This window comes from Pseudomonas brassicacearum, assembly GCF_000585995.1.
GTDB classification, from domain to species: domain Bacteria; phylum Pseudomonadota; class Gammaproteobacteria; order Pseudomonadales; family Pseudomonadaceae; genus Aquipseudomonas; species Aquipseudomonas brassicacearum_A.
This window is the reverse complement of sequence record NZ_CP007410.1, coordinates 3,052,189-3,077,443: the sequence shown is the minus strand read 5'-3', so window position 1 is coordinate 3,077,443 and position 25,255 is coordinate 3,052,189. Positions and strand designations below refer to the sequence as shown.

The following is a 25,255-nucleotide window of genomic DNA, read 5'->3' as shown; positions in this document are numbered from 1 at the left end:
ACTGACCCGACGCCTTCGCGAGCAAGCCCGCTCCCACAGGGGTTACTTCAACCCAAGCGGTGTTTCAACAACACTTGGGCCCACCCTTGCCACCGTAGCGGGCCTCCTGGCGTTCGCGGAAGAACGCCTCGTAGTCCATCAACGGTTTGTCCGGGTGTTTGGTTTGCATGTGCTCGACGTAGTTGTCGTAGTCGGGCATGCCGACCATCAGGCGCGCGGCCTGACCGAGGTATTTACCGAGGCGACTCAAGTCATTGAACATCGTTGCAATCCTCTATCAAGCGTCCGGCACGGCCTGGAATGGCGCTTCTTTATCCGTACGTTCCTTGGTGCCCCAGGCAGCAATGCCGACCTTGAGCGCGTAGAACAGGATGCTGAATACCACGAACAGGAACAATACCGTCAGCGTGGCGTTGGTGTAGGCGTTGAACACCACGTGCTGCATCTGCTCGATGCTCTTGGCCGGGGCCAGGATCTGGCCGGCGGCCAGGGCATCGTTGTATTTGCGCGCCAGGGCCAGGAAGCCAATCGCCGGGTTAGCGTCGAACAGCTTGATCAGGCCCGCCGTGGTGGTGCAGATCAACAGCCAGACCGCCGGCAGCATGGTCACCCAGACGTAGCGCTGGCGCTTCATCTTGATCAGCACCACGGTGGCGAGCATCAGGGCAATACCGGCCAGCATCTGGTTGGAGATGCCGAACAGCGGCCACAAGGTGTTGATGCCGCCCAGCGGATCGATCACGCCCTGGTACAGCAGGTAACCCCACAGCGCCACGCAACCGGCGGTGGCGATCAGGTTGGCGGTCCAGGATTCGGTGCGCTTGAGCGAAGGCACGAACGAGCCCAGCAAGTCCTGCAGCATGAACCGCCCGGCACGGGTACCGGCGTCCACGGCCGTGAGGATAAACAGCGCTTCGAACAGGATCGCGAAGTGGTACCAGAACGCCATGGTGTTCTCACCCGGCAGCACCGAGTGCAGGATCTGCGCGATACCGACCGCCAGGGTCGGCGCACCGCCGGCACGGGCCAGGACGGTGGTTTCGCCGATGTCCTTGGCCACCGCTTGCAGCGCCTCGGGGGTGATTGCAAAACCCCAGCTGCTGACGGTTTGCGCCACGGCCACCACGTCACCGCCGACGATCGCCGCCGGGCTGTTCATGGCGAAGTACACACCTGGCTCGATCACCGACGCGGCGACCATGGCCATGATCGCCACGAACGACTCCATCAGCATGCCGCCGTAACCGATGTAGCGGGCGTTGACTTCGTTATCCAGCAGCTTGGGCGTGGTGCCCGAGGAGATCAGCGCATGGAACCCCGAGACCGCGCCGCAGGCGATGGTGATGAACAGGAACGGGAACAGCCCGCCCTTCCACACCGGGCCGGTGCCGTCGGTGAACTGGGTCAGCGCCGGCATTTTCAGCTCGGGCATGGTGACCAGGATGCCGATGGCCAGGGCGACGATGGTGCCGATTTTCAGGAACGTCGACAGGTAGTCCCGCGGGGCCAGGATCAGCCACACCGGCAGCACCGCCGCGACAAAACCATAGCCGATCAACATCCAGGTGATCTGGATCCCGGTGAAGGAGAAGGCCTTGGCCCAGACCGGGTCGGCGGCGATCTGCCCGCCCAGCCAGATCGAGCCCAGCAGCAACAGCACGCCGATGAGCGAGATTTCACCGATGCGGCCCGGGCGGATGTAGCGCATGTAGATGCCCATGAACATCGCGATCGGGATGGTCGCCATTACCGTGAAGATCCCCCACGGACTCTCGGCCAGGGCCTTGACCACGATCAGCGCCAGCACCGCGAGGATGATGATCATGATCAGGAAGCAACCGAACAGCGCGATGGTGCCGGGGATGCGGCCCATTTCTTCCCGGACCATGTCGCCCAGGGAACGACCGTTACGGCGGGTGGACAGGAACAGGATCATGAAGTCCTGCACCGCACCGGCCAGCACCACGCCGGCAATCAGCCAGAGCGTGCCAGGCAGGTAGCCCATCTGCGCCGCCAATACCGGCCCGACCAGCGGCCCCGCACCGGCAATGGCCGCGAAGTGGTGACCGAAGAGAATGTGTTTGTTGGTCGGGACATAGTCCAGGCCATCGTTGTTGAGCACGGCGGGGGTGGCCCGGCGCGCATCGAGTTGCATCACGTTGTTGGCGATGAAGAGGCTGTAGTAGCGGTAGGCGACCAGGTAGATGGCCACGGCTGCGACGACGATCCAGAGGGCGTTGATGGGTTCGCCGCGGCGCAAGGCCACGACACTCAACGCACAGGCTCCCAGAACAGCCACGGCAAACCAGGCGAGGTGTTTAACCAGACGGGTTGTCATTGCGTGTCTCCTGCCGATATCCAGTGGATTGCGGCGATTGTTTTTATAGTGTGCCCCGGCTATTCGGAGCGGGCCCAATATCCCTGTAAGTCGTCAATAAATAAATCCGTAGTACTACGTAGAACCCGATTCCCTTGTGGGAGCGAGCTTGCTCGCGATGGCATTGTGTCAGGCGACATCCAGGCCGGCTGATCCGACGCCATCGCGAGCAAGCCCGCTCCCACAGGTTTTGTGCCTGGCGGGTTGGTTTGGCATATGATGCCGCCATTCGCCTCCCCGCTGAGTCCGGACAGGAGTACAGATGCTGCTCAAACACAAAATCGTCGCCCTCGGTATTTTGCCTCTGGTCCTGGCGATTGCTGTCATCTGCGCCCTGGTGATCTCCCTGAACCGACAATTGGGCGATCAACAGGCGCAATTGATCGAAGACAGCATCCTGGCAAGCAAGCGCGCCGAGTTGAAAAACTACGTCGAGATGGCACAGAGCCTGATCGCCCCGCTGTATAACGACGGCTTGGGTGACGAACGTGCGCAGCAGCAGGTCCTGGAGGAACTGCGCAAGCTCAGCTTCGGCATCAACGGCTACTTTTTCGTGTACGACCGCCAGGGCCGCAGCCTGATGCACGCTCGTCAGTCGGAACTGGTGGGGCAGTACCTCTGGGACATGAAGGATCCCCACGGCTTGCCCGTCATCCAGGCGCTGATCAAAAGCGCCGAGTCGGGCGAAGGTTTCCAGCGTTATGCCTGGAACAAGCCCTCCTCCGGCCAGGTCACCGACAAGCTGGCCTACGTGGTGATGCTGGATCGCTGGGGCTGGATGCTGGGCACCGGGATTTACCTGGAGGATGTCGAACGCGCCACCCAGCAGGCCCGCGACGAGGTGGCCCAGGGCATCCACACCACCATGCTGGCCATCGCCGCCGTCGCCTTGGTGGCGGTCCTGCTTGTGTTTGCCGGCGGCATGACCCTCAACGTCAGCGAACATCGCCTGGCCGACAAGAAGCTGCAGCGGTTGAACCAGCGCATTGTCAGCTTGCAGGAAGAAGAGCGCTCGCGGGTGTCTCGCGAGCTTCACGACGGCATCAGCCAGTTGTTGGTGTCGATCAAATTCCAGTTCGAATTGGCCAGTCATGTGCTGGAAAACGGCCAGGAAAACGGCTTGGGCATCTTGAAGAATGCGACTGATCGGCTGGGAGAAGCCATCGGCGAGATCCGCAGCATTTCCCACGATTTGCGCTCGTCCCTGCTCGACACGCTGGGCCTGCCTGCCGCCATCGGTCAGCTCGCGACTGAGTTCCAGCAACGCAGCGGACTCGAGGTGTCCTACAGAAGTAATGAGTTCGATTGCCGGCTGGAAAACGGCGCGCCCGTTTCACTGTTTCGCATTGCCCAGGAAGCCCTGACCAATATCGAGCGTCACGCCGGGGCGAAAAGCGTCGGCATCACCTTGTTTGGCTCCAGCCAGTCCTTGCGCCTGACGGTGGTGGATGACGGGATGGGGTTCAACGTGCCGCAGGTCGAACGCGGCCATGCCGGCATCGGCCTGCGCAACATCCGCGAACGCGTCGAGCATTTCGGTGGACGGCTGGAACTGACGTCGGTGCCGGGACGAAGCGAACTGGACATCCTGCTGCCCATGAACCTGTCGGCGACAGAAAGCTGATGCGCGCCCATTCCAACAAGAGCACCTGCCGATGAGCCTGCCCCCTGCGATCCGCGTTGCGCTGGTCGACGATCACTCCCTGGTCCGCGATGGCATCAGGGCCCTGCTGTCTGTAATGCCTCAATTGAATGTGGTGGGCGAAGCCGAGAACGGCGCGCAGGCGATCGAGATGGTCGGTCGCTGCCAACCGGACCTGCTGCTGGTGGACATCAGCCTCAAGGACATGAACGGGCTTGAACTGACCCGGCAGTTGGGCAAGCAATACCCCAGCCTCAAGATCCTCATCCTGAGCATGTACGACAATTACGAGTACGTGAGCGAGTCCGTGCGATCCGGCGCCAGCGGCTATGTGCTCAAGAATGCCCCATCGCGGGAAATCATCGCGGCCATCGAAGCCATCATCAGCGGCGGTACCTTCTACAGCGCCGAGATCGCCCAGCGGCTCGCCACCGACCGGAACAGCGATAACGAACTGACGCCACGCGAAAGCCAGGTGCTGTACAAAATGGTCCAGGGCCTGAACAACAAGGAAATGGCCCGCGAACTGAACATCAGCGTGCGAACCGTCGAAACCCACCGCCTGAGCATCCGCCGCAAGCTGAACATCGACAAACCCGCGGCGCTGGTGAAATACGCGATCGACCACGGGATCATTTCGCGCTGAATGGCGCTCGGCTGACGCTTCTGTGGCGGGGAGATTTATCCCCTTGCCACAGAGATCAGCATCGCGTTACTTCGCGAACAACTGGCTCATATCCTTGAACGCCTTGAACTCCAGCGCGTTGCCGCAAGGGTCGAACAAAAACATCGTCGCCTGCTCGCCCACCTGGCCCTGGAAGCGGATATAGGGTTCGATCACGAACGGTGTGCCAAAGGATTTCAAACGCTCGGCCAGTGCCTCCCACGCCTCCCAGCCCAGCACCACGCCAAAATGCGGGACAGGCACGTCGTGGCCGTCTACCGGATTGCTGAGGACACTTTCCTGCGACGCCGTCTTCGGCTGTTCATGGATCACCAACTGATGACCGAAGAAATTGAAATCGACCCATTGCGCGCTGGAACGACCTTCTGGCAGTCCGAACACATCAGCGTAAAAAGCACGGGCAGCCGCGAGGTCATAAACGGGAATAGCCAGGTGAAAGGGAGCAAGACTCATCAGGACACCCATCATTTTCGAGAAAGAACAGTCAGTCTAGCGCCACTCTCACCCAAGGTAGTAACCCGGTTGGTCCAGGTCTGTCAGCAGGTCAGGACCATTCGGCGTCCAGCCTAACACTGCTCGCGTGTGCGCACTGGACGCCGCCATGTCCGCACCGGCCATGCGCGCGAACCAGCCGAAGTGCTCGCGCTCGCGTGACGCCGTCGGCAAGCCCAGGTGGCGACCGAGCATCTGGGCAATGGCCTTGAACGGTACCGACTCATCAGCGACCGCGTGGTACACGGACTGCGTCACGCCTTGCTCGAGCGCCAGCCGGTAGACTTTCGCGGCATCCAACCGATGCACACCTGACCAGCAATTGCGCCCCTCACCGAGGTAAGCCGATACACCGGTCTCGCGCGCCAGACGAATCAGGATGGGGATAAAGCCATAGTCGCCCATCCCATGGACCGAAGGCGCCAACCGCACGGTGGCCGCGCGTACGCCCTGCTCGGCCACCGCCCGGGCGGCCGCTTCGGATTTGCGCAGTGAGGCAGGACTGGCCACTTCAAGTTCGACTGCGCCACGGCTCAGCCCGGACAAACCCGAGGTGACGAGCAGCGGTCGGCTAGACCCTTGCAGCGCGCTGCCTAGCGCCTCGATCACGCGACGATCCTGCTCGGCGTTTTCGGCAAACCTGGAAAAGTCATGATTGAACGCCGTGTGAATCACCGCGTCCGCCGCCAGCGCCGCCGCCTGCAAGACCTCGATGTCGTCAAGGGTCCCGCGCACAACCTTCGCGCCGGTGGCTGCGAGCCTGGCGACCTTGTCCTCTGAACGGGCCAACCCGGTGACCCGGTAGCCCGCGCCGAGCAAATCCTCGACCACTGCCGACCCAACCCAACCGGTGGCGCCGGTAACGAATACGTGCATGTGCAACGCTCCTGTTCTGGAAAAAAAGCGGGATCTCGAAACCTCTATAACCTATGGCCGGCTCAGGATTTGTATTGAACTTGTACCGACCGCTTTGCATTGGCCTGCCCCATCAACAGCAGCAAAGCCATGCCAAAGGACAGTGCGACAGCCACGGCGCCGCCCAGGTAAACCGCCTCGATCCCCCAGGCACTCGCCAATACGCCGGCCAGCGGACTGGTGATGCCCAGGGAAATATCAAGGAATGCCACATAGGCGCCCATGGCCAGGCCGCGGGTTTGCGCCGGAACACGCTTTACCGCTTCCACCCCAAAGCCCGGGAAGGCCAGCGAATAGCCGAACCCGGTCAACGCCGTGCCCAGATACGCGATGAGCGCGGTATCGGCTCCCCAGATCAACAGCAGGCCGACAGCCTCGATGACCACACAGACCAACGCCACCTGCGCGCCACCGAGCTTGTCCGGAAGATGCCCAAACAGGAGGCGAGCCCCAATGAACGCCAGGCCGAACGCGGTGAACGCCAGCGAGGAGTTACCCCAGCCTTTGCTGGCAAATAACAGCGCGATGAACGCAGTAATAACCCCGAACCCGACGCTGCAGAACGCCAGCCCCATGCCAGGGGCCCAGACACTACCCAGTACTTTGTAGAAGGGCGTGCGCCGGGTCGCCGTGGGGGCGATAACCCTGACCTTGGCGACGATCACCAGTGCCAGCAATGGAATGAACACCGTAGCCACGGCGATGCCCATGAATCCCCACAGCCCATTCATGAATACGCCAGCCGGCGCACCCAACGCAAAGGCGCCGTACATGGCGATGCCATTCCAGGCCATGACCTTGCCCGCATGCTGCGGTCCGACCAAGCCAATGCCCCAACCCAGCGCGCCGGTGACGATCAGGCTTTCGCCCATAGCCAGGATGACGCGGCCCAGGACCAGTAGCCAGACTGAAACCAGCGGCATGCCGACGAACGCCAGGGAAACCAGGTAAACCAGGCCGGAACAGGCCGCCGTTACCAGGCCGACGATGACCGCGCGCTGGGTGCCGCGTATGTCAGCAAAGTTGCCGGCCCAGGAACGCGACAGCAGCGCTGCGGCAAACTGCGCGCCCACCACCAGCCCTATCACGAGCGTCCCCATGCCTAACGTGTCGTGCAGATGCAGGGGCAAGACCGGCAGTTGCATGCCAATCGTCAGGAAGCCGATGAACACCGTCAGGACCAGTGGCAGCAGTTTCAACACCGGGTTGATGCTGGCGGCTGTCGGGGCCGCCGAAGCAGCAGGTTGAGCGTGTTTGTGAGTCATGGGAATACACCGGAAGAAATCGTGAACACAAAGGGATGACGTTGAATGCCGTTCGAGGGGCGACTAGAATGCGATCAATTCGTCGCATTCAGAATACGAATACTTCGTCGCATTTTCTATTCGCATTCCCCCTACGAGGTTCACCCCTGCATGTCCGAGCGCCCAAGCCCACAGATTTCCTCGCGCAAACAGCCAAAACAGGCGCGCTCCGCCGAGCTCGTGGCAGCGGTCCTGGAAGCGGCTGTTCAGGTTTTGGCGACCCACGGCGCCCCTCGCTTCACCGTGGCCCGCGTCGCCGAGCGAGCGGGCGTCAGCGTCGGCTCGGTGTACCAATACTTTCCGAACAAAGCGGCCATCCTGTTCCGGCTGCAGAGTGATGAGTGGCAACAAACCAGCGCGATGCTGCGCACGATTCTTGAAGACAACGCCAAGCCGCCCTTCGAGCGGTTGAGGGCGCTGGTGCAGGCGTTCATCCAATCCGAATGCGACGAGGCGCAGATACGCATCGCCCTCAACGACGCCGCCCCTCTCTACCGTGACGCCCCTGAGCACCAGATGGCGCGAACGTCGGTGCAGCAGTCGGTGGACGCTTTCATGCTGCAAGTGCTACCGGATAGTTGCGAGCATACCCGCGTCCTGGCCGGCGACCTGATCATCACGACGCTCAGTTCCGTAGGTAAGCGATTTTCGGCGACGCCTCGCTCCGACGAGCAAATCCAGACCTACGCCGATGCCATGGCCGATATGTTTTGCGGCTACCTGAAGAGTCTGCAGCAAAAAGCCCCCGAGACCACCCTAGGCTGACCGCTCGTCTCGACGCTCCAGTGACAGCCTGCCGGCACTTTTACTACACTCGACGGCCTTGTCCCTCCTTGCGAGCCGTTCATTCCTATGAAAAACATAACAAACACGATGACGATCTGCGGCCTGTTGGCGTTCTGCGGCAGCGTCCTGGCGGAGCCTGCGCCCTCGCACCTGGATCAGGTCCTGCAACGAGGCGAACTGCAGGTGTGCACCACGGGCGACTACAAGCCCTACACCTACAAAGCTGAAACAGGCGAATACGAAGGGATCGATATCGACATGGCCCGCTCGCTGGCCGCCAGCCTGGGCGTCAAGGTGCAATGGGTGCAGACCACCTGGAAAAATCTGATGCCGGACATGCAGGCAGGTAAGTGCGACATCGGCATGGGCGGGATTTCGGTGACGCTGGAACGTCAGAAGAAAGCGTTCTTTAGCAACACCCTGGACGTGGATGGCAAGATCCCGCTGGTTCGTTGCGAAGACCAGTCGCGCTATCAGACCATCGAGCAGATCAACCAACCTTCTGTGCGCCTGGTGGAGCCCGCCGGCGGCACCAACGAAGCCTTCGTGCGGGCCTTCCTGCCCAAGGGCCAACTCAACTTCCACGACAACGTGACCATCTTCCAGGAACTGCTGGACAAGAAAGCCGACGTGATGATTACCGATGCCTCGGAAGCGCTCTACCAGCAAAAACTCAAGCCGGGCCTGTGCGCCGTCAATCCGACCCGTTACCTGCAATATGGCGAGAAGGCCTACCTGCTGCCACGGGACGACACCACCTGGAAAATGTACGTTGACCAGTGGTTGCACCTGAGCAAGGCGAACGGCAGCTACCAGAAAGTCATTGGGCAGTGGCTGGCGGTTCCGAGCGCTCAATAACGATCGCTGAGAAGCCCATGTGGGAGCGGGCTTGCTCGCGAAGGCGTCAGCACATCCAGCATCACCGCAAGCTGATCCACCGCTTTCGCGAGCAAGCCCGCTCCCACAGGTTCAAGTCCACTCAATGCCTGATTGATATCAGGTATCTATCACCAACAGTGCTGCTCACTGCGCCGCGCGCACCTTGGCGATTTCGTCGTACATCATCTTCACCAGGTTGCCATCCAGGGATTTGGCGAACTTGTCGATCACCGGTTGCACGCGCTCGCGAAAGCGATCTTTCTCGGCCGGGGTGATTTCGTTCACAGTCATCGCGCCAGCCAGCGTCGCTTTCGCCTTATCCATGCTCGCGGCGGTGACTTCCCGCTGGAATTTTTGTGCTTCGGCCGCCGCCTCGCGAATCATCGTCTTTTCATCGTCATTGAGGCGATTCCAGGTCTTCTGGCTGATGATCAACGACTGCGGATTGAAAATATGCCCGGTCACGGAGAGGTACTTCTGCACCTCATAGAACTTATTGCCCTCGATCACCGTGAATGGGTTTTCCTGACCATCGATGGTGTGCTGTTCGAGGCCGGTATAGACCTCGGGGAAAGCCATCGGCACAGGGTTGGCTCCCAGGGCGGAGAAGGTTTCCAGGTAGATCGGCGACTGGATGACGCGAATTTTCAAGCCCTGCATGTCTTCGAGCTTGGTCACGGGATGCTTGCTGTTGGTCAGGCTGCGGAAACCCAGGTCCCAATAGCCCAGGCCCACCAGGCCTTTGCTGTCCAACTGCGCGGCCAGTTTCTGGCCGACCGGTCCATCGATCACCGCATGGGCTTCTTCGGCGTTATTGAACAGGAAGGGGAAATCGAGCATGGCATAGTCCGGTGCCTGGGCCGCCAGGATGCCGGAGTTGAGCACGGTCAGGTCCAGCGTGCCGCCCTGCAAGGCCGACACGGTCTGCACGTCGCCGCCCAAGGTGCCGCCAGGGAACAGACGCACCTTGATCTTGCCACCGCTCTTCGCGCTGAGCAGGTCGGCGAACTTCTGCGCGCCCTGCCCTTGCGGATGTTCCTTGACGTTCTGGAACGCGAATCGCAGGGTGCGTTCGCGAATCTCGTCCGCGTGGCTCGCCACGCTGCCCAGCAACAACCCCGTTGCGCATGCCCCGGCCAACAGGGTTTTCATCAGTTTTCGCATGTCACTCTCCGATCATTATTGTTTTTAAGGTCGAGCTACCCAGGCTTGCACCGGTGTTATCCGGTGAAGAATTTCAACGGCCCCAGGACAAGCTGAGGGAACAACACCAGCAGGAACAGCACCACAAACTGCGCGAGCATGAACGGCCACACACCACGGACGATTTCCTCGAAATCCAGCTTCGCCACCCCACACACCACATTGAGTACCGTGCCCACCGGCGGCGTAATCAGGCCGATGGCCGTGTTGATCAGAAACAGCACGCCGAAATACACCGGGTCGATCCCCGCCTGGATGACCGCCGGCATCAGCACCGGGGTGAGAATCAGAATGGTCGGGGTCATGTCCATCACCGTTCCCACCAGGATGATCAGCACCATCATCACCAGCAGCAAAAGGGTCTGGTTGTCCATGAAGGGTTGCAGCAGCTCCGCCAGCTGGCCCGGCAGGTCGGCGATGGTCACCAGCCATGATGAAACCATGGCCGCCGCCACCAGCAGCATCACCACCGAGGTGGTCTTGGCCGAGGACAGGATCACTTCGTACAGCTGGCTGACTTTCATTTCCCGGTAGATCACCAGGGACACGAATAGCGAATAGACTGCCGCGACCACCGCGGCTTCCGTGGGGGTGAAGATGCCGAATTTGAGGCCCAGGATAATGATCAACGGCAGACCCATCGCCCAACTGCCGTCGAGCAACGTGCGCAGCACTTCGGCACGGGAGCGCTTGGGCGGTGTCTCGACATTCTCGCTGCGAGAGATGTACCACCAGGCCACGGCCAGCGAAGCCCCAAGCATCAACCCGGGCACGATGCCGGCCAGGAACAGCTTGGAAATCGACACGCCAGAGGCCACGCCAAACACAATGAAGCCAATGCTTGGCGGAATGACCGGCGCGATGATGCTACCGGCGGCGATCAGTCCAGCCGAGCGTCCCCGGTTATGCCCGGCCAGCACCATCATCGGCACCAGCAACGCCGCCAGTGCCGCCGCATCCGCCACGGCCGAGCCGGAGAGCGACGCCAACAGGCAGGAAGCAATGATTGCCACATAACCGAGACCACCGCGCTTATGCCCCACCAGCGCCATGGCGATGTTGACGATGCGTTTGGACAGGCCGCCGACATTCATCACTTCGCCGGCCAACATGAAGAACGGCACCGCCATCAGAGGGAAGCTGTCGGCGCCGTTGAGCAGGTTCTGGGCAATGATTTGCGCGTCGAACAGATCCAGATAAAACATCAAGGCCACGCTGACCACCAGCAAGGCAAACGCAATGGGCATACCCAGCGCCATGCTGCCCATCAACGACCCGAGGAAAATAACCAGTGTCATGGGCGGGTACTCTTGATGGGGTTATGGGCGATCACTTCGGCGGCGTCGGTGTCCTTGACCATGACCAGCTCGTCATCGCCGAGCTTGCCGAACATCGCCAGATAGAGTTCGTAGAGCAGGATGGGCGCGGCGCTGGCGCCGAACACCAGGCCGGCGGCATAGAACAGCGCCATCGACAACCCTGAGGCTGGCGCGACCACATCCAGGTTGATCACCGCCTGCTGCCAACTGCCGATGAAGATCAACCAGCAGATGTACAGCATCAGCAGGTGCCCGATGACCAGGCAGAGGCGCTTGCCGGCCGGTGGCAAGCGCTTGACCAGGCTGTCCATCCCCAGGTGCGCACGGTCCTTGAGCGCCACCAGGGCGCCGAGAAAAATCATCCAGACGAAGAACCAGCGCGACAGTTCTTCCGACACGCTGATGCCGGAGTTGAAGGCATAGCGCAGCACCACGTTGCCGAACACCAGCACGATCATTGCGATCATGCACAGCACGATCAGGAGCTTTTGCAGCTTGAAATACAGATCGACGACTTTTGTCATCTTGAAGACCTCTCGGATTGTCGATGCCGGGATCCAGCCGGCGCGATAGAACGGCGGCGGTGTCCGCTATCGGATCCAGACGTAGGCGCTGCGACGTGCTCCAGGCCAGGCGCGGTAGATCAAGGGAGAGGCGTTGAGGGTGTGCAGGCAATTCCGCATGAGGTGTTCCTCTATTTTTTATTATGGCCTTGGCAAGGCGACGCAAGGCGGATTGCGCCTAAAATGTACCAACCGGTTAGTTCGGTCAATAACCCAGGCACGAACCCATGACAAAGCGTGCGATTATCGGCTAGAGGGAGCCAGCGGTTTTATCTGCGTCGCATTGGACTTAAGGAAGGCTTCGGGGCAACTGCCTTCATTAAGAGATGCGCTGTTTTGCGAACACGAATAATGAGCATCGCCGTTGCGACTTATTTAAATAAGCGTTCAATTAAGATTGAACTTTTTGCTACTTATAAGACTTGGCACTTAAGTACTACCTGCTTAGCGTTTTTGACAATATACAGGCGTCATTCTAATGACGAGCCAATGTCTTACATCATCATTGACGCGAGCTGTCAAAAAACCGACAGCCACCTTGCACGCACCGCCCGCGACCATCCACAAGCTCACATAAATTACAAAAAAACTTTATAAATCAAACACTAATAAGAATACAACGTTCAATTCCAACCGCCCTCTCCTGTCGCTAAAAAAGCTTGTAAAAAAATATTATTGAAACTTCACATATAAAACTTTGCGCTAACGATCTTTAATGCTATTAATTTGACGGGTCAGATCGCAAGATGCCACTACGTCACTTCCTGTGCACGTGGGCCGCTGCCTGATCATCGGATTTATTTAACTTAAACCGCTTGCTTGCCCAGCCACTTTATCGTGCCTGGACGGCTGTTGTGCGGCGCAGAAAACTGCGCGAGGAAGGGCGTCATCGCTATTCAAGTCCCACGGATCAAGATCCTGTCGATCTTCGGCACCCGTCCCGAAGCCATCAAGATGGCCCCCCTGGTCAAGGCCCTCGCCGCCGAACCCGGCATCGAGTCGCTGATCTGCGTCACCGGCCAGCATCAAAGCATGCTCAAGCAAGTGCTGGATCTGTTCGATCTCAAGGCCGATTTCACCCTTGACGTGATGACCCCGCACCAGACCCTCAACTCCCTGACTGCCGCCCTCTATAGCGCCATCGACCCGGTCCTGGAACAGACCCGGCCGGATCGGGTGTTGGTCCATGGCGACACCACCTCAGCCATGGTGGCTTCGATGGCCGCCTTCCACCGGCGTATTCCCGTGGGCCATGTCGAAGCCGGGCTGCGCACCGGTGACATCTACAGTCCGTGGCCGGAAGAAATGAACCGTCGTTGCATCGATCTCAGTGCCGACCTGTTGTTTGCCCCTACCGGACAATCCCGCGACAACCTGCTGGGCGAACGCCTGCAGGGCCGCTGCCTGGTGACGGGCAACACCGTCATCGACGCCCTGCAACTGACTGCCCAGCGCATCAATGAGGATGCACAGTTGCGTGGCGAACTGGACCAACAGTTCCCGTTCCTGCAAACCGGGCGCAAGCTGTTGCTGGTGACCGGTCATCGCCGGGAAAACTTCGGCGAGGGCTTCCTGGACATCTGCAAAGCCTTGCGTCATCTGGCCCAGCGTACTGACATCCAGATCGTCTACCCGGTGCATCTCAATCCCAACGTGCTGGGGCCGGTGACCGAACAACTGGGTGACCTGCTCAACGTGCACTTGATCAACCCCCTGGATTACCTGGCGTTCGTGCGCCTGATGCAACACGCCCACGTCATCCTCACGGACTCCGGCGGTGTGCAGGAAGAAGCGCCGTCCCTGGGTAAACCGGTGCTGGTGATGCGCGACGTCACCGAACGCCCCGAAGCCGTGGCCGCCGGTACCGTGCGCCTGGTTGGCACGTCCCCGGCCTCAATCATTGCCGGCGTGAACGCGCTGTTCGACGACGAGGCCTTGTGGCGTCGTACCTCACAGGCGGTCAACCCCTATGGCGATGGCAAGGCCAGCCAACGCATCGTCGATACCCTGATGAGGCGCCCGGTCGACGATTTTGTCGTGGGCCAGGTGCAACCGACTCACGAGCCGTTACACACGCCGCTGTCCGAGCCACGCGAGTTGCTCGCCGATTTCACCTCATAACCGCTACTTACCCTTATCAGATCGAGATTTGCCTGAATGAAGCCTTCCGTTGCCATCCATACGGGCGCGCTCAGCGCCCTTGCCTGTGGCCTGAGCCTGCTCGCGCTCATGCCGACCTTTGCCCTGGCTGCGGATAGCCCGCTCACCCAGGCAATCCATCGACTCAACGCCGATACCCGCCAGGAGCGTGAGATTCGCTTGAGCGACCTGGGCATCACGGCGCCGATCCTGCTGGGCGCCAGCGACGCTCGACGCGAACTGTATTTGCCGGTACCCGCCGGCGTGACGCTCGACGATGCGACGCTGCAGCTGGACGCCAGCTATCTCAATGGCGAAGGGGGCCGCAACACCATGCTGCTGTCGCTCGACGGTTATCCAGTGCGTGCCGAAGGCCTCAGCGAAGCGCAGGGCGATGCCAGCGTCAAACTGGGCGTAGACAAGGCCCCGCGCGACAATGGCCTGGTGCGTTTGGGCATTGCCTGGTCCTCGGTGGTTTCCCGGCCGCTGTGTGAAGAAGATCGGGTCATAGGCAACGTGCTGCGCATTCAGCCGGATACCCGCCTGAACTACAGCTACGACGCCAGCCAACTGCAGGATGTCGGTGCCGCCTGGACCACTTTGCCCGCCAACCCCGGCATCCTGGTCGCACCTGGCTCGCTGTCGGCTGGCAGCTATGACGCCGCCTGGCGATTGGGCGTGGCCCTGGAGCGTATCGGCAAACATGCGCGCATCCTGCCCTTCCCTGCCGTGCAGGACAGCGTGGACCTGAGCGGCCTGCGCGTCCCGGCCGAGCTGTTGAACATTCCCGCCTTCGCCAGCCTCAACGGCAAAGGCCAGCACACCTTGGCCAACCCAGCCGAAATCGGTGCGCTGCTGATGCTTGGCCAGACCACGAACGTGCAAGCTGACCTGGCAATCAACGACCCAGAACTGCTCAAGGCCATCAACCAGTCCCTGGATGCCTTGCAAAGCCAAGTCCAAGGCGTCGACGCAGCGGCGGCCACGGCCTTGACCCAATGGCGCAATGCGCACGTCAACGCTGCCATGGTGAGCACCGGCACTGACAACGTGCGTCTGGCACTGCTGGGCACTCGCCCGGTATTGATGATTGCCCCGGATGCGACCGGCAAAGCCTTGTCCTTGCTGGGTTCCGCGTGGAACAAGCTCGCGCGCAGCCGCCAGTTGACCGTGATCGAAGCCCAGGCCCCGTTGAGCGACGATGGCCGCGTGGCCCTGTCGCGACTGGGCGGCGCCTCCGGCACCTTCGACGTGGCATCGCGATTCGACTGGAGCACCTCGTTCCCCCTGGGCAGCGTGGCCTATGACGGTCGCCTGCCCGTTACCGCCGTGGTCGACGTCTCCGCTGCACCCGGTGCTTCGGACACCGCGCCCGTGGCCTCGCTGTTTTTCAATGATTTCCTGATCGGTGCCCAGCAACTGACCACCGATGGCCAACCGCAACGCATCCAGGCTCACATCCCACGCTACGCCCTGGGCTCGAAAAACGTCTTGCGCGTCTCGTTCCAACGCCAACCGGTCAGTGACCGTTGCCTGGAAACCCCGCAAGCGTTCCCGGTGTCGGTGCTGCCGACCAGCCATATCGTATTGGACAAAACCTCGTTGGGTGACGATTTCTCCGGCATCGCCGCACGCTTCGCCGTTGACACCCAAGTGCTCGTTCCCCAGGCGTACCTTGACCACCCGGCCAACAGCCTGGCCCAAGTGATCTCGGTGGCCGATGCCTCGGGTGTCTCGCCGTTGCGCGCGCAGTTGAAAGTCAGTGCCGATCCAAAAGCCACCGTCAGCCCGGATAAAGCCTTCCTGGCGTTCGAACTGCCACTCAAGGACAGCAAGGAATCGGTGCAGGTCGATGAGCAGGGTCACCTGCGCATCAACCATAAAGACCAAGTGATGCTGGATGTGCAGCGCCTCAACCAGTTGGCTTCCCTGCAAGTGGTGCAGACCTCGGGCCAGCACGGCCTGGTCTATCGGTCCCTGGGCGACCAACCCCCAAGCCTGGCCAAGCCGATTGTGCTGACCCCTGGGCGACAGCGGTGCCGTGGCGATCTTCGATACCCAGGATCCCAACGGCAGCCAGTTGATCGGCCAGGAAGAACCCAAGGGCCTGGATGCCTGGCGTAAACCGTCACTGCTTTGGCTGATCCCGGGTGGCATTGCCTTGTTCCTTATCTTGTTGCTGGCTGGCCGTAGCGCCCGTCGCAATCGCCAGTAACGGTAACCTTTGATGACGTCGCTTTATTGGCCCTATTGGCTGGCCCACTACTATAACTACCTGGAAGCCGCGACCATTGTGGTCGCGGTACTGATCCTGATCTCCAGCCTGGACGATCTGATCATTGACGTGTGGTACTGGTCTCGTCGCCTATACCGCAAGTTCACCGTGGACCGCAGATACCGGCCGCTGACCGCCGAGCAACTGTTGGCCCGGGACGAACAACCGTTGGCGATCATGGTGCCGGCCTGGCTGGAATACGACGTCATCGCGCCGATGATCGAAAACATGGTGTCGACGCTCGACTACCAGAACTACGTCGTCTTCGTCGGCACCTATATCAACGACCAGCGCACCATCGACGAAGTCGAGCGGATGCGCCGGCGCTATAAACAACTGCATCGCGTGGAAGTGCCCCATGCGGGGCCGACCTGCAAGGCTGACTGTTTGAACTGGGTGATCCAGGCGATTTTCCTGCATGAGAAAACCCATGGCATGACCTTCGCCGGCGTCGTACTGCACGACAGTGAAGACGTGCTGCATCCATTGGAACTGCGTCTGTTCAACTACCTGTTGCCGCGCAAGGACATGATTCAATTGCCGGTAGTGTCGCTGGAGCGCAACTGGTACGAATGGGTCGCGGGCGTCTACATGGACGAGTTTGCCGAATGGCACGGCAAGGACCTGGTGGTGCGCGAAAGCATGACCGACACCGTGCCCTCGGCCGGTGTCGGCACCTGTTTTTCCCATCGCGCCCTGCGGGTGCTGGCCGGCGAAACCGAAAACCAACCGTTCAACACCGACAGCCTCACCGAGGACTATGACGTCGGCGCGCGGCTGGCCAAGGTCGGCATGAACGCGATCTTCGTACGCTTCCCCGTGCAGTTCCGGGTGCTGCGCAAATCCTGGTTCCGCAAGCCCTATGAATCGACCCTGACAATGCCGCTGTGCGTGCGCGAGTTTTTCCCCGATACCTTCCGCACCGCCTTTCGGCAAAAGGCTCGCTGGACCCTCGGCATCGGCCTGCAAGGCTGGGAACAGATGGGCTGGAATGGCTCGCTGGCCAACCGATACCTGCTGTTTCGCGACCGCAAGGGCGTTGTGACCGCGTTCATCAGCATCATTGCCTATGTGATCCTGGTGCAACTGCTGGGCCTGATCATCCTGCGCAACAGCGGCTTGTGGAACGTCAGTTTCCCAACGCCCTTTGAAACCAACGGCGTGATCCAATACCTATTGCTGGCCAACGGCGTCGCCCTGGTCTGGCGCATCCTGCATCGCTATTACTTCACCACCGTGTTGTACGGCTGGCAGCACGGTCTGCTGTCGATCCCGCGCATGCTGGTGGGCAACTTCGTCAACTTCATGGCCGCCTCCAGGGCCTGGCGCATGTTCCTCGTGGGCAAGGTGATGAACCGCAAGCTGGTCTGGGACAAGACCATGCATGACTTCCCGTCCACGGACCTGGTCGCCACCGCACCGCGTCGCCTGGGCAGTGTATTGCTGTCCTGGCAGGCCATTACTGACACCAACCTGCAAAGCGCCCTCGACGAACAGCAGTCGCGTAATGTGCCGTTGGGTCGGATTCTGCTCAATAACGGCTGGCTGGACGACGAAACCCTGGCCGAAGCCATTGCGTTCCAGAATGACTTGCCGCGGGTCTTCGACGTGACCGAAAAAGCGGCTGCCTCAACCTCATCACTGGCCAGCGAGTTTGCCTTGCGCTGGCGGGTCATTCCCCTGGGACGCAATGGCGAAGGTCGTGAACAGATCGCCGTCGCCAACCCGCTTTCCGACGAAGGCCTGGAACAGGTCAGCGCCGAATTGGGCAACGAGCCGGTGCAACTGATCGCCCGAGAAAGTGAAATTCTCGCGCTGTTGCGCCAAATGCCAGCGAACAACGGCCATGCTGTACCGAATGCCAGCGCACCGTTGCTGGGCGACCTGCTGATCGAAATGGGCTTGCTCGATCGCGATCAGTTCAGCCGCGCCATGCTGCAGTATCGTCCGCAGCATCACGGCCGGATCGGCGATTACCTGGTCGACAGCGGCGTGCTGCCGCGAGCCACTATCGAACAGGTGGTGGCACGCCAGCACAGCCTCTACCCAATGGAGCTTCCGGCATGAACCGCCCCCTTTTGACCCTTTTGGCCACGGGGCTGAGCCTGATCTCTGCACTGGCGTCGGCCGAGACGTTGCCGCTGCCATTGACCGGGCCGGCGTACACCGCCGCCAACGAGGCCTACAGTGCCTACGAGCGCAAGGACTACGACCTGGCCATCGCCAAGGCGCGCGAAGCCCTGCGCCTACGCGCCGACGTGACGCGCCTGAACACGCTGATTGAGTTGGCCGAACGGGACAAGAAACTCCGCGACCAGCCGCAGACCGCCAGGTCGTCCCGCGCCGCGCCGGCAGCACCGGGCTTCGCCGCCGCGTCCCAGGGGTTCAAAGCCTATGATCACGAACAATTCGGCCTGGCCGCGCAATCGGCCCGCAAGGCCATCGCCCAGGCGCCCCGTCGCCGGGAATACCGGTTGTTATTGATTGATTCCCTGCAACGCCAGCAACATCTGGAAGAAGCCGATCAGGCGACTTCCGAGGCCCTGAGGACCTTCGCCAAGGACAACACCTTGTTGCTGCGCCGCCAAGCGATCCGCCGGCAACTCGCCGTGCCGTTGGCGACCCAGGGCTACCGCGCCCTGGAACAAGGCAATGCGGCCATGGCCGTGGACCAGGCCCGCAAAGCCGTGGCCTGGGCTCCGGAAATCTCCGCCAACCAGCAACTGCTCATCAGCGCCCTGCTCGCGAACAAGGATTACCCCGCTGCCGAACAGGCCGCCTCGGGTGCATTGGCGTTGGACGACAGTAAACCCGCCCCGTGGATCCTGCGCAGCTATGCTCGGGAACGCCAGGGCAAGATCCAAGCGGCCCAGGCCGATTTGAACCGTGCCCAGGCACTGCCTGGCGTGTCGGCCAGCGAAATCCGTGACATCCGCCTCTTTGCCGTCGACGTCGCGCAGGCCCGAGGCGAGCCTCAGCAAGCGCTGGACCAATTACAGGCCCTGGGCAACGACGACAGTGATGAGGTGATCCGCCGGCGGACAGCCGCCCGCGTGGCGCTGCGCCAGAAGAACAAGGGCTTCAACACGATGAGCCAGTTGGCGCCACCGTCCCTGGAATGCCAGGAAAGCACCTTCGGCCTGACCTGCGCCATCTGGCCCGGCAGCACCCATGATGCCGGCACAGCCCTGGCCTCCCAGGCCTATGCCGCCCTCGCCCGCAAAGACCCGGCAACCGCGGTCACCCTGACAAACCAGGCCATTGCCCGTGCGCCACAGAACCCGTCCTATCGGCATCTGCTGGTCAGCGCCCTGACCGAGCAGAAACGCCTGACCCAAGCCATCGCGGCGGCCAGCGAAGGCCTGCAAGCCCATGGCGATGACGCCCGGCTGTTGGTCATGCGTGGACGCCTGCGCCAACAAACCGGAGACGATGCCGGCGCCCGGAAGGATTTTGCCCATGCCCTGGCCCTGGGCACCCTGCCGGCCTATGAAGAGGCCGGGTTGTATGCCGCCATCGGTCAACGCCGCACAGCCCGGGAACGTCTGCAAGAGGCCCGGACCTCCGGTGAACTGGCCTCGGTCAGTGACCTGCAGCTTGCCTACCTCTCGATGCAGGCCGGCGACGACGAAGCGGCCCACGTGGCGTTCCGCAAGGCCGATGCCACGGCGCCACTGAAGCCGGCGGCAGCCCAGGACGCCGCCTACAACGCCATGCGTGTCCATGAAGACGACGAATCCGTCGCGTACTTCAAGCGCGTGATCGATGGGCAAGAAACAGCAGAAACGCCCATGTCCGCGCAACAACTGTTCGATACCCGTCGCGCCGTGGGTGACGTTTCACGCAGGATGGGCCTGACCAGCACCACCAGCTATCGCGGCAACAGCTCCAGTGGCCTGAGTGCGGCACCGAGCACCGGCAGCAGCGGCAGCCAAAGCAATGACTTGCTGCAAAACAGCACCGAGTTGTCCTGGCGCCCGCTGGGTTATCGCAATGCCCGCTTTGTCGAGCTCTACGGGCGTATTACCGACACCCTGTGGAGCAAGAACAGCGACTCGGACACCGGCGCCGATGCCTTGCAAGGGGCGCTTGGCGTACGGGTCAAACCCTTCAGTTCCGTCAACATCATGGCCGCCCTCGAACGCACCTTCCCCCTTGGCTCGTCCAATGTCGAAGGCGACTGGCTGGTGCGCCTGGGCTACGGTTCGAGCATCGGTACCGACCTGCGGGTCGATGTGCCGAGCTGGTGGACCTCGCAGTTGTATGCCGAGGTCGGCCATTACATCAACGACTCGCGCAATTACTTCAACAGCGAATGGCAAGTGGGTCGCAGCTATGCGATTGGCGGCACCGGTTCGCGCTGGGTGACCTTCCCTCATATCGTGGCGGCAATTGACTACGATTCGAAGATGAAGAGCGAATCCAATGGTGATTTCTCGTCCGGCGACGCCGGGGGCATCGGGATAGGAAACAACGTACGTTATTGGTTCCGGGAAGATGCCTACAATGCCCCCCGTTCCTACGTGGACTTTTCCCTGCAGTACCGGGCCAGGGTGTTTGGCGAGGACCGCGCCAAAGGCGTGTTCGCGCGCCTGACCTACTCCTATTGAGGACGTTGACGTGATGTTCGATCCATCGGTACGAAAAGCGTCTGGCCTTGCCGATCCGCGACTACACTGCATCCAGAAGGGGCTTGTTTGAAAAGCTTCGCCCGTGCAGTCAATCGCAAGATCGTCGCGGCGCTGTTATTGGTCGCGGCCATCGGCATCGGTACAGGGACGTACTACACCATGACCACTACCGCAGCTGCGAACATCGTCGGCATCGTCTGGCAGCCGGACAACCAGACCGTCGGCATCAACGGCACCTGGGAAAAACTCGGGGTGCACGAGCTGCTGGTGCAGTGGACGGTGGTGGACGACCAGGCCTTCGTGCCTGGCACCGGTTTGACCAACGTACCGGTACTGCCGGACTGGGCGCGCATCGCCAAGGCACCCTGGGCCCAGGATGTCATCCTCGGGCTGGCCGGCTACTTCAGTGAAAATCGCTCACGGGACAACATCGAGCAATTGGCGGCGGTGTCGGAACGCATTGCAGGGCTGCCCACGCCGCTGCATGTCACCGGCTGGTACTTCCCCGCCGAAGTCGATCCGAGTTGGGCTCGCGCCACGGAACTGCCGGCCTTGCTGGCCAAACTGCCGCGCCCACTCTGGATCAGCGTCTACGACGGCGCCAATATCGGCCCTGCCGCCACCGCCGACTGGCTCAAGCAATGGTTGCCGAACGACATCGGCGTGTTTTTCCAGGACGGCGTCGGCGTCTATGCCCGCACCGCCCCGGTCGCGCGCAACTATGCCGACGCCCTGCGTGATCGGCTTGGCAAAGACCGCGTGCGGATCATCGTCGAAGCCTTCCGCCCGAAATACGGCGGTGGCTTCCGCTCAGCCACCGTGGCCGAACTCAAGCCGCAACTGGCGGCCTATGACGGGTACCCGCTCTACCTGTTCGATGGCCCGCACTATATGACGCCTGCGCTGGTGGACCAATTGAAGCAATCCCTGGCCACGCCTTGATCAAGGCTTGATGTTTTTCAGCTCATTGAGCAACGCCAGCAATTGCTGCATTTTGTCCTCGCCGAATTGTTCCTCGATGCGGCGATAGTTGCTTTCCATCCCCTCACTCATCGACACAAAGCACTGCTGGCCGCGCTCGGTCAGGCCGACGAAAACCCGGCGCTGATCCTGGCTCGACTTCTGTCGACGCACCAGGCCATCGCGCTCCAGGCGGCTGAGCACGCCGGTCATGCTCGGTTTGAGGATGCAGGCCTGATGAGCGAGCTGATGGCTTTCCAGCTCACCTTGCTGGTGCAGGATGCGGATCACCCGCCATTGTTGCTCCGTGAGGTCATGCTGATTCAGCGCCGGGCGGAAAAAAGCCATGGCGGCTTCGCGGGCTTGCAACAGGGTCAGGGTCAATGAAGGTCTGGGATTGGCCATGTTCACACGGTTTGGATGGGCGAGTCGGCAGCTTAGTGTCGCCATCCCACTGCTGCAAGAACAACTGTGGCGAGGGGCTTTAGCGAAACGTCGCACCGCCCCGCTGGGTTGCGAAGCAGCCCATTGAGTTGATGCACCGCTCAACGCAACCCCGATTGCCGCTGGCGATACTCCCCGGGCGTCAGTTGGGCGTAGCGCTGGAAAAAACGACTGAAATAGGCTGGATCCTTGAACCCGAGCTGGTAGCAGATTTCATTGGCCGAGCTGCCGGTGAACAGCAGCAGGCGCTTGGCCTCTTGCATCAGCCGCTCCATGATCAGGCGCTTGGAAGGCAAGTCGGCGATGCGTCTGCATACGTCGTTCAGGCGCGCCTCAGTCACGCCGATGCCCTCGGCGTAGCGCGACAACGGCCAATGCTGCAGATAATGAGCCTCGATCAGCTCATTGAAACGATGAAAGATCTTCAGGTCTTCATGCCGGGCCGGCCGGGCTTCCAGGGAGTTGGAGCACAACCGCAGCAGGCTGATCATGATCAGCCGCGTCAAGCCGTCCAGTGCCGCGCTGCGCCCCGCCCGCGTGGCCGTCACCTCCTCGCTCAGCTCCTCGAACAAGTATTCCAACCGCCGCACCTCCCTCGCCTGTTCCGGTCCCAATTGCGCCAGCGCCACGCAGGCTGCCGGCATTTGCACACCGGCCGGCGCCAGGCTCGGATCGGCGTCGATCAATTGCCACACCAATTGCTGGCGCACCGTCAGTACATGCCCGTCACTGTCGGCCTCGGTCACGAACGAATGAGGGATGGTCGGCGGCGTGAGGAAGAACATCGGCCCGGACTCGACGTATTGCTGATCGTCGAGATACACCCGCACGGTGCCGCTCTTGACGTAGTGCACCTGAAAGAAACGGTCGTGGCGATGAACCGGCATGTTGCGGCCGAAAAAATCCGCCAGGTTGGCGAGCCGGTCGTAGTGGACCTCGGCATCGCTGTAGCGCTGGTCGTACACCTGACCAATGTTGATATTCGGGATCGGCTGACGGTCGGTCATCACGCAGTACTCGTTTTTTATTCTGATTCAGGCACCGGCTCGTGCTCATCCTGCACCGGATCTGGCAGGGCAACCAGCACCCGATGATTCTGCCACGCTTGACGATAGTTAACATCTTAATTATAACTGTTAACACATTAACAATATCGCAGAGCCCTCATCACTCTGCATCGCCAGGAGACAAGCATGAGCCGTGCCCTGCATGACGTCGCGACAGGCACCCTGTTCGGGGTCGCGCTGAACTATCAGGGGCTGCTGAAACAGCGCCTCGCCGAGTTCGAGCAACCGCCCTACCAGAAACCGCCGGTCAAGCCGGTGCTGTTCATCAAGACGCCCAACACCCGCAACCGGCACGGTGCCGACGTGGTTCATCCGGGTCATGGCGACAGGCTGCAACCCGGACCGGCCCTTGGCGTGGTGATGGGCAAGTCGGCCAGCCGTGTCAGCGCCGCCGAGGCGCTGGACTACGTCGCTGGCTACACCGTCGTCAATGAGTTCAGCCTGCCGGAAGACAGCTACTACCGCCCCGCCGTCAAGGCCAAGTGCCGGGACGGATTCTGCGCCATCGGCCCTGAGCTGGTGCCCATCGCGAAGCTTGCCGACCCACACAGCCTGGCGATCACGCTGTATGTGAACGGCGAGGTACGCCAGCAAAACAACACGGCCAATTTCGTTCGCAACATCCCTCAACTGATTGCCGAGATCAGCGAATTCATGACCCTTCACGAAGGCGACGTGCTGATCACCGGTACGCCCGAGGGTCGGGTTGATGTAGTGCCCGGCGACCGCGTCGAAGTGGAAATCGGCGGCCTGGGCCGCCTGGTCAATACCGTCGTCGCCGAGCAAACAGGAGCACGTTTATGAAACACGCGCGCATTCGTTTTGAAGGCCAGGTTCACGCCGTCACCGTTGAAGCCCACAACGCCGTGCGTCTGGCCGATGGTCGCCTGCTGGCCGAGGACCGGGTCCAATGGCTGCCACCGGCCACCGGCAGCATGTTCGCCCTAGGCCTGAACTATGCCGATCACGCCGCCGAGCTGGCGTTCAAGCCGCCGACCGAGCCCCTGGCGTTTATCAAGTCGCCCGGCACCTACACCGGCCACAACCAGGAAACCTGGCGCCCCGATAACGTCGCCTATATGCACTACGAGTGCGAGCTGGTGGCGGTCATCGGCAAAGAAGCGCGCAACGTCAAGCGCGAGGACGCCCTGGAGTACCTCGCCGGCTACACGGTGTGCAACGACTACGCGATCCGCGACTACCTGGAAAACTACTACCGCCCCAACCTGCGAGTGAAGAACCGTGACGCCACGACCCCAGTCGGCCCGTGGATCGTCGACGTGGCCGATGTGCCGGACCCGAGCGACCTGAAGTTACGCACCTGGATCAATGGTGAACTGCGTCAGGAAGGCAGCACGAAGGACATGATTTTCGACATTCCCTACCTGATCGAATACCTGTCCAGCTTCATGACCCTGCAACCCGGCGACATGATCGCCACCGGCACGCCGGAGGGCCTGGCAGACGTAGTGCCCGGTGATGAAGTAATCGTGGAAGTGGAAGGCGTCGGCCGGCTGGTCAACCACATTGTCAGCGAAGCCGAGTTCTTCGCATCCCGTAAAGAGGCATGAGCA

General features: G+C 61.2%; 20 protein-coding genes and 1 pseudogene. 11 read left to right on the top strand and 10 right to left on the bottom strand.

Going from position 1 to position 25,255, the window contains the following annotated elements; translation table 11 throughout:
- Positions 1-64 precede the first annotated feature (64 nt).
- Positions 65-262 carry a YbdD/YjiX family protein gene (locus tag CD58_RS13380; protein WP_003201656.1) on the bottom strand — a complete coding sequence of 66 codons (198 nt, stop codon included), beginning with the start codon at positions 260-262 and terminating at the stop codon, positions 65-67.
- A gap of 15 nt (positions 263-277) precedes the next feature.
- On the bottom strand, positions 278-2,338 hold the full coding sequence (locus CD58_RS13375) for a carbon starvation CstA family protein (RefSeq protein WP_025213502.1): 2,061 nt from the start codon (positions 2,336-2,338) through the stop codon (positions 278-280).
- 301 nt (positions 2,339-2,639) lie between these two features.
- Between CD58_RS13375 and CD58_RS13370 the strand changes: the two genes are divergently transcribed.
- Positions 2,640-4,001, top strand: coding sequence for a cache domain-containing protein (locus CD58_RS13370; protein ID WP_025213501.1), 1,362 nt, complete (start codon positions 2,640-2,642; stop codon positions 3,999-4,001).
- A 31-nt stretch (positions 4,002-4,032) separates the two neighbouring features.
- Positions 4,033-4,665, top strand: a complete 633-nt coding sequence (locus CD58_RS13365) for a response regulator (protein WP_025213500.1) — start codon at positions 4,033-4,035, stop codon at positions 4,663-4,665.
- Between the two features lie 66 nt (positions 4,666-4,731).
- Here CD58_RS13365 and CD58_RS13360 read toward each other — a convergent pair whose 3' ends face one another.
- The 3 genes from CD58_RS13360 to CD58_RS13350 all read right to left on the bottom strand — a co-directional run bounded on the left by CD58_RS13360 (position 4,732) and on the right by CD58_RS13350 (position 7,376).
- On the bottom strand, positions 4,732-5,157 hold the full coding sequence (locus CD58_RS13360) for a VOC family protein (protein ID WP_025213499.1): 426 nt from the start codon (positions 5,155-5,157) through the stop codon (positions 4,732-4,734).
- A 48-nt stretch (positions 5,158-5,205) separates the two neighbouring features.
- Positions 5,206-6,072, bottom strand: coding sequence for an SDR family oxidoreductase (locus CD58_RS13355; RefSeq protein ID WP_025213498.1), 867 nt, complete (start codon positions 6,070-6,072; stop codon positions 5,206-5,208).
- A 62-nt stretch (positions 6,073-6,134) separates the two neighbouring features.
- Positions 6,135-7,376 carry an arabinose transporter gene (locus CD58_RS13350; protein ID WP_025213497.1) on the bottom strand — a complete coding sequence of 414 codons (1,242 nt, stop codon included), beginning with the start codon at positions 7,374-7,376 and terminating at the stop codon, positions 6,135-6,137.
- A gap of 150 nt (positions 7,377-7,526) precedes the next feature.
- On the opposite strand from CD58_RS13350, the gene CD58_RS13345 reads away from it, so the two are divergent.
- Together CD58_RS13345 and CD58_RS13340 are read left to right on the top strand one after the other, a co-directional pair.
- The gene (locus CD58_RS13345; RefSeq protein WP_025213496.1) at positions 7,527-8,180 is read left to right on the top strand and encodes a TetR family transcriptional regulator; all 654 of its coding nucleotides are present in this window, start codon (positions 7,527-7,529) and stop codon (positions 8,178-8,180) included.
- Between the two features lie 87 nt (positions 8,181-8,267).
- Positions 8,268-9,059 carry a transporter substrate-binding domain-containing protein gene (locus CD58_RS13340; protein ID WP_025213495.1) on the top strand — a complete coding sequence of 264 codons (792 nt, stop codon included), beginning with the start codon at positions 8,268-8,270 and terminating at the stop codon, positions 9,057-9,059.
- A 165-nt stretch (positions 9,060-9,224) separates the two neighbouring features.
- Here CD58_RS13340 and CD58_RS13335 read toward each other — a convergent pair whose 3' ends face one another.
- Genes CD58_RS13335 through CD58_RS13325 form a run of 3 tightly spaced genes read right to left on the bottom strand, consistent with a single transcriptional unit; the run spans position 9,225 to position 12,126 of the window.
- On the bottom strand, positions 9,225-10,244 hold the full coding sequence (locus CD58_RS13335; RefSeq protein WP_025213494.1) for a TRAP transporter substrate-binding protein: 1,020 nt from the start codon (positions 10,242-10,244) through the stop codon (positions 9,225-9,227).
- Between the two features lie 56 nt (positions 10,245-10,300).
- On the bottom strand, positions 10,301-11,581 hold the full coding sequence (locus CD58_RS13330; RefSeq protein ID WP_025213493.1) for a TRAP transporter large permease subunit: 1,281 nt from the start codon (positions 11,579-11,581) through the stop codon (positions 10,301-10,303).
- A complete protein-coding gene (locus CD58_RS13325) occupies positions 11,578-12,126 on the bottom strand; it encodes a TRAP transporter small permease (RefSeq protein ID WP_025213492.1) in 549 nt (182 codons plus the stop codon). Before CD58_RS13325 ends, CD58_RS13330 begins: the two co-directional genes overlap by 4 nt.
- A gap of 927 nt (positions 12,127-13,053) precedes the next feature.
- Here CD58_RS13325 and wecB point away from each other — a divergent pair.
- From wecB to CD58_RS13300, 5 genes and pseudogenes are all read left to right on the top strand, one after another.
- On the top strand, positions 13,054-14,286 hold the full coding sequence (wecB, locus tag CD58_RS13320; RefSeq protein ID WP_080712637.1) for a non-hydrolyzing UDP-N-acetylglucosamine 2-epimerase: 1,233 nt from the start codon (positions 13,054-13,056) through the stop codon (positions 14,284-14,286).
- 36 nt (positions 14,287-14,322) lie between these two features.
- Positions 14,323-16,519: pseudogene (locus CD58_RS13315) on the top strand (hypothetical protein).
- A gap of 12 nt (positions 16,520-16,531) precedes the next feature.
- Entirely contained in the window at positions 16,532-18,646 is a 2,115-nt protein-coding gene (locus CD58_RS13310) for a glycosyl transferase family protein (protein ID WP_025213490.1), read from the top strand.
- Complete coding sequence (locus CD58_RS13305) at positions 18,643-21,189, top strand: bacteriophage N4 adsorption protein A (protein ID WP_025213489.1); 2,547 nt, start codon at positions 18,643-18,645, stop codon at positions 21,187-21,189. Before CD58_RS13310 ends, CD58_RS13305 begins: the two co-directional genes overlap by 4 nt.
- A gap of 87 nt (positions 21,190-21,276) precedes the next feature.
- The gene (locus tag CD58_RS13300; protein WP_025213488.1) at positions 21,277-22,152 is read left to right on the top strand and encodes a hypothetical protein; all 876 of its coding nucleotides are present in this window, start codon (positions 21,277-21,279) and stop codon (positions 22,150-22,152) included.
- Here CD58_RS13300 and hpaR read toward each other — a convergent pair whose 3' ends face one another.
- Positions 22,153-22,575 carry a homoprotocatechuate degradation operon regulator HpaR gene (hpaR, locus tag CD58_RS13295; protein ID WP_025213487.1) on the bottom strand — a complete coding sequence of 141 codons (423 nt, stop codon included), beginning with the start codon at positions 22,573-22,575 and terminating at the stop codon, positions 22,153-22,155.
- Between the two features lie 140 nt (positions 22,576-22,715).
- Complete coding sequence (gene hpaA, locus CD58_RS13290) at positions 22,716-23,621, bottom strand: 4-hydroxyphenylacetate catabolism regulatory protein HpaA (RefSeq protein ID WP_025213486.1); 906 nt, start codon at positions 23,619-23,621, stop codon at positions 22,716-22,718.
- Positions 23,622-23,807: 186 nt separating this feature from the next.
- Here hpaA and CD58_RS13285 point away from each other — a divergent pair, with 186 nt between their 5' ends.
- Positions 23,808-24,485, top strand: coding sequence for a fumarylacetoacetate hydrolase family protein (locus tag CD58_RS13285; RefSeq protein ID WP_025213485.1), 678 nt, complete (start codon positions 23,808-23,810; stop codon positions 24,483-24,485).
- Complete coding sequence (locus CD58_RS13280; protein ID WP_025213484.1) at positions 24,482-25,252, top strand: fumarylacetoacetate hydrolase family protein; 771 nt, start codon at positions 24,482-24,484, stop codon at positions 25,250-25,252. Before CD58_RS13285 ends, CD58_RS13280 begins: the two co-directional genes overlap by 4 nt.
- Positions 25,253-25,255: the final 3 nt, after the last annotated feature.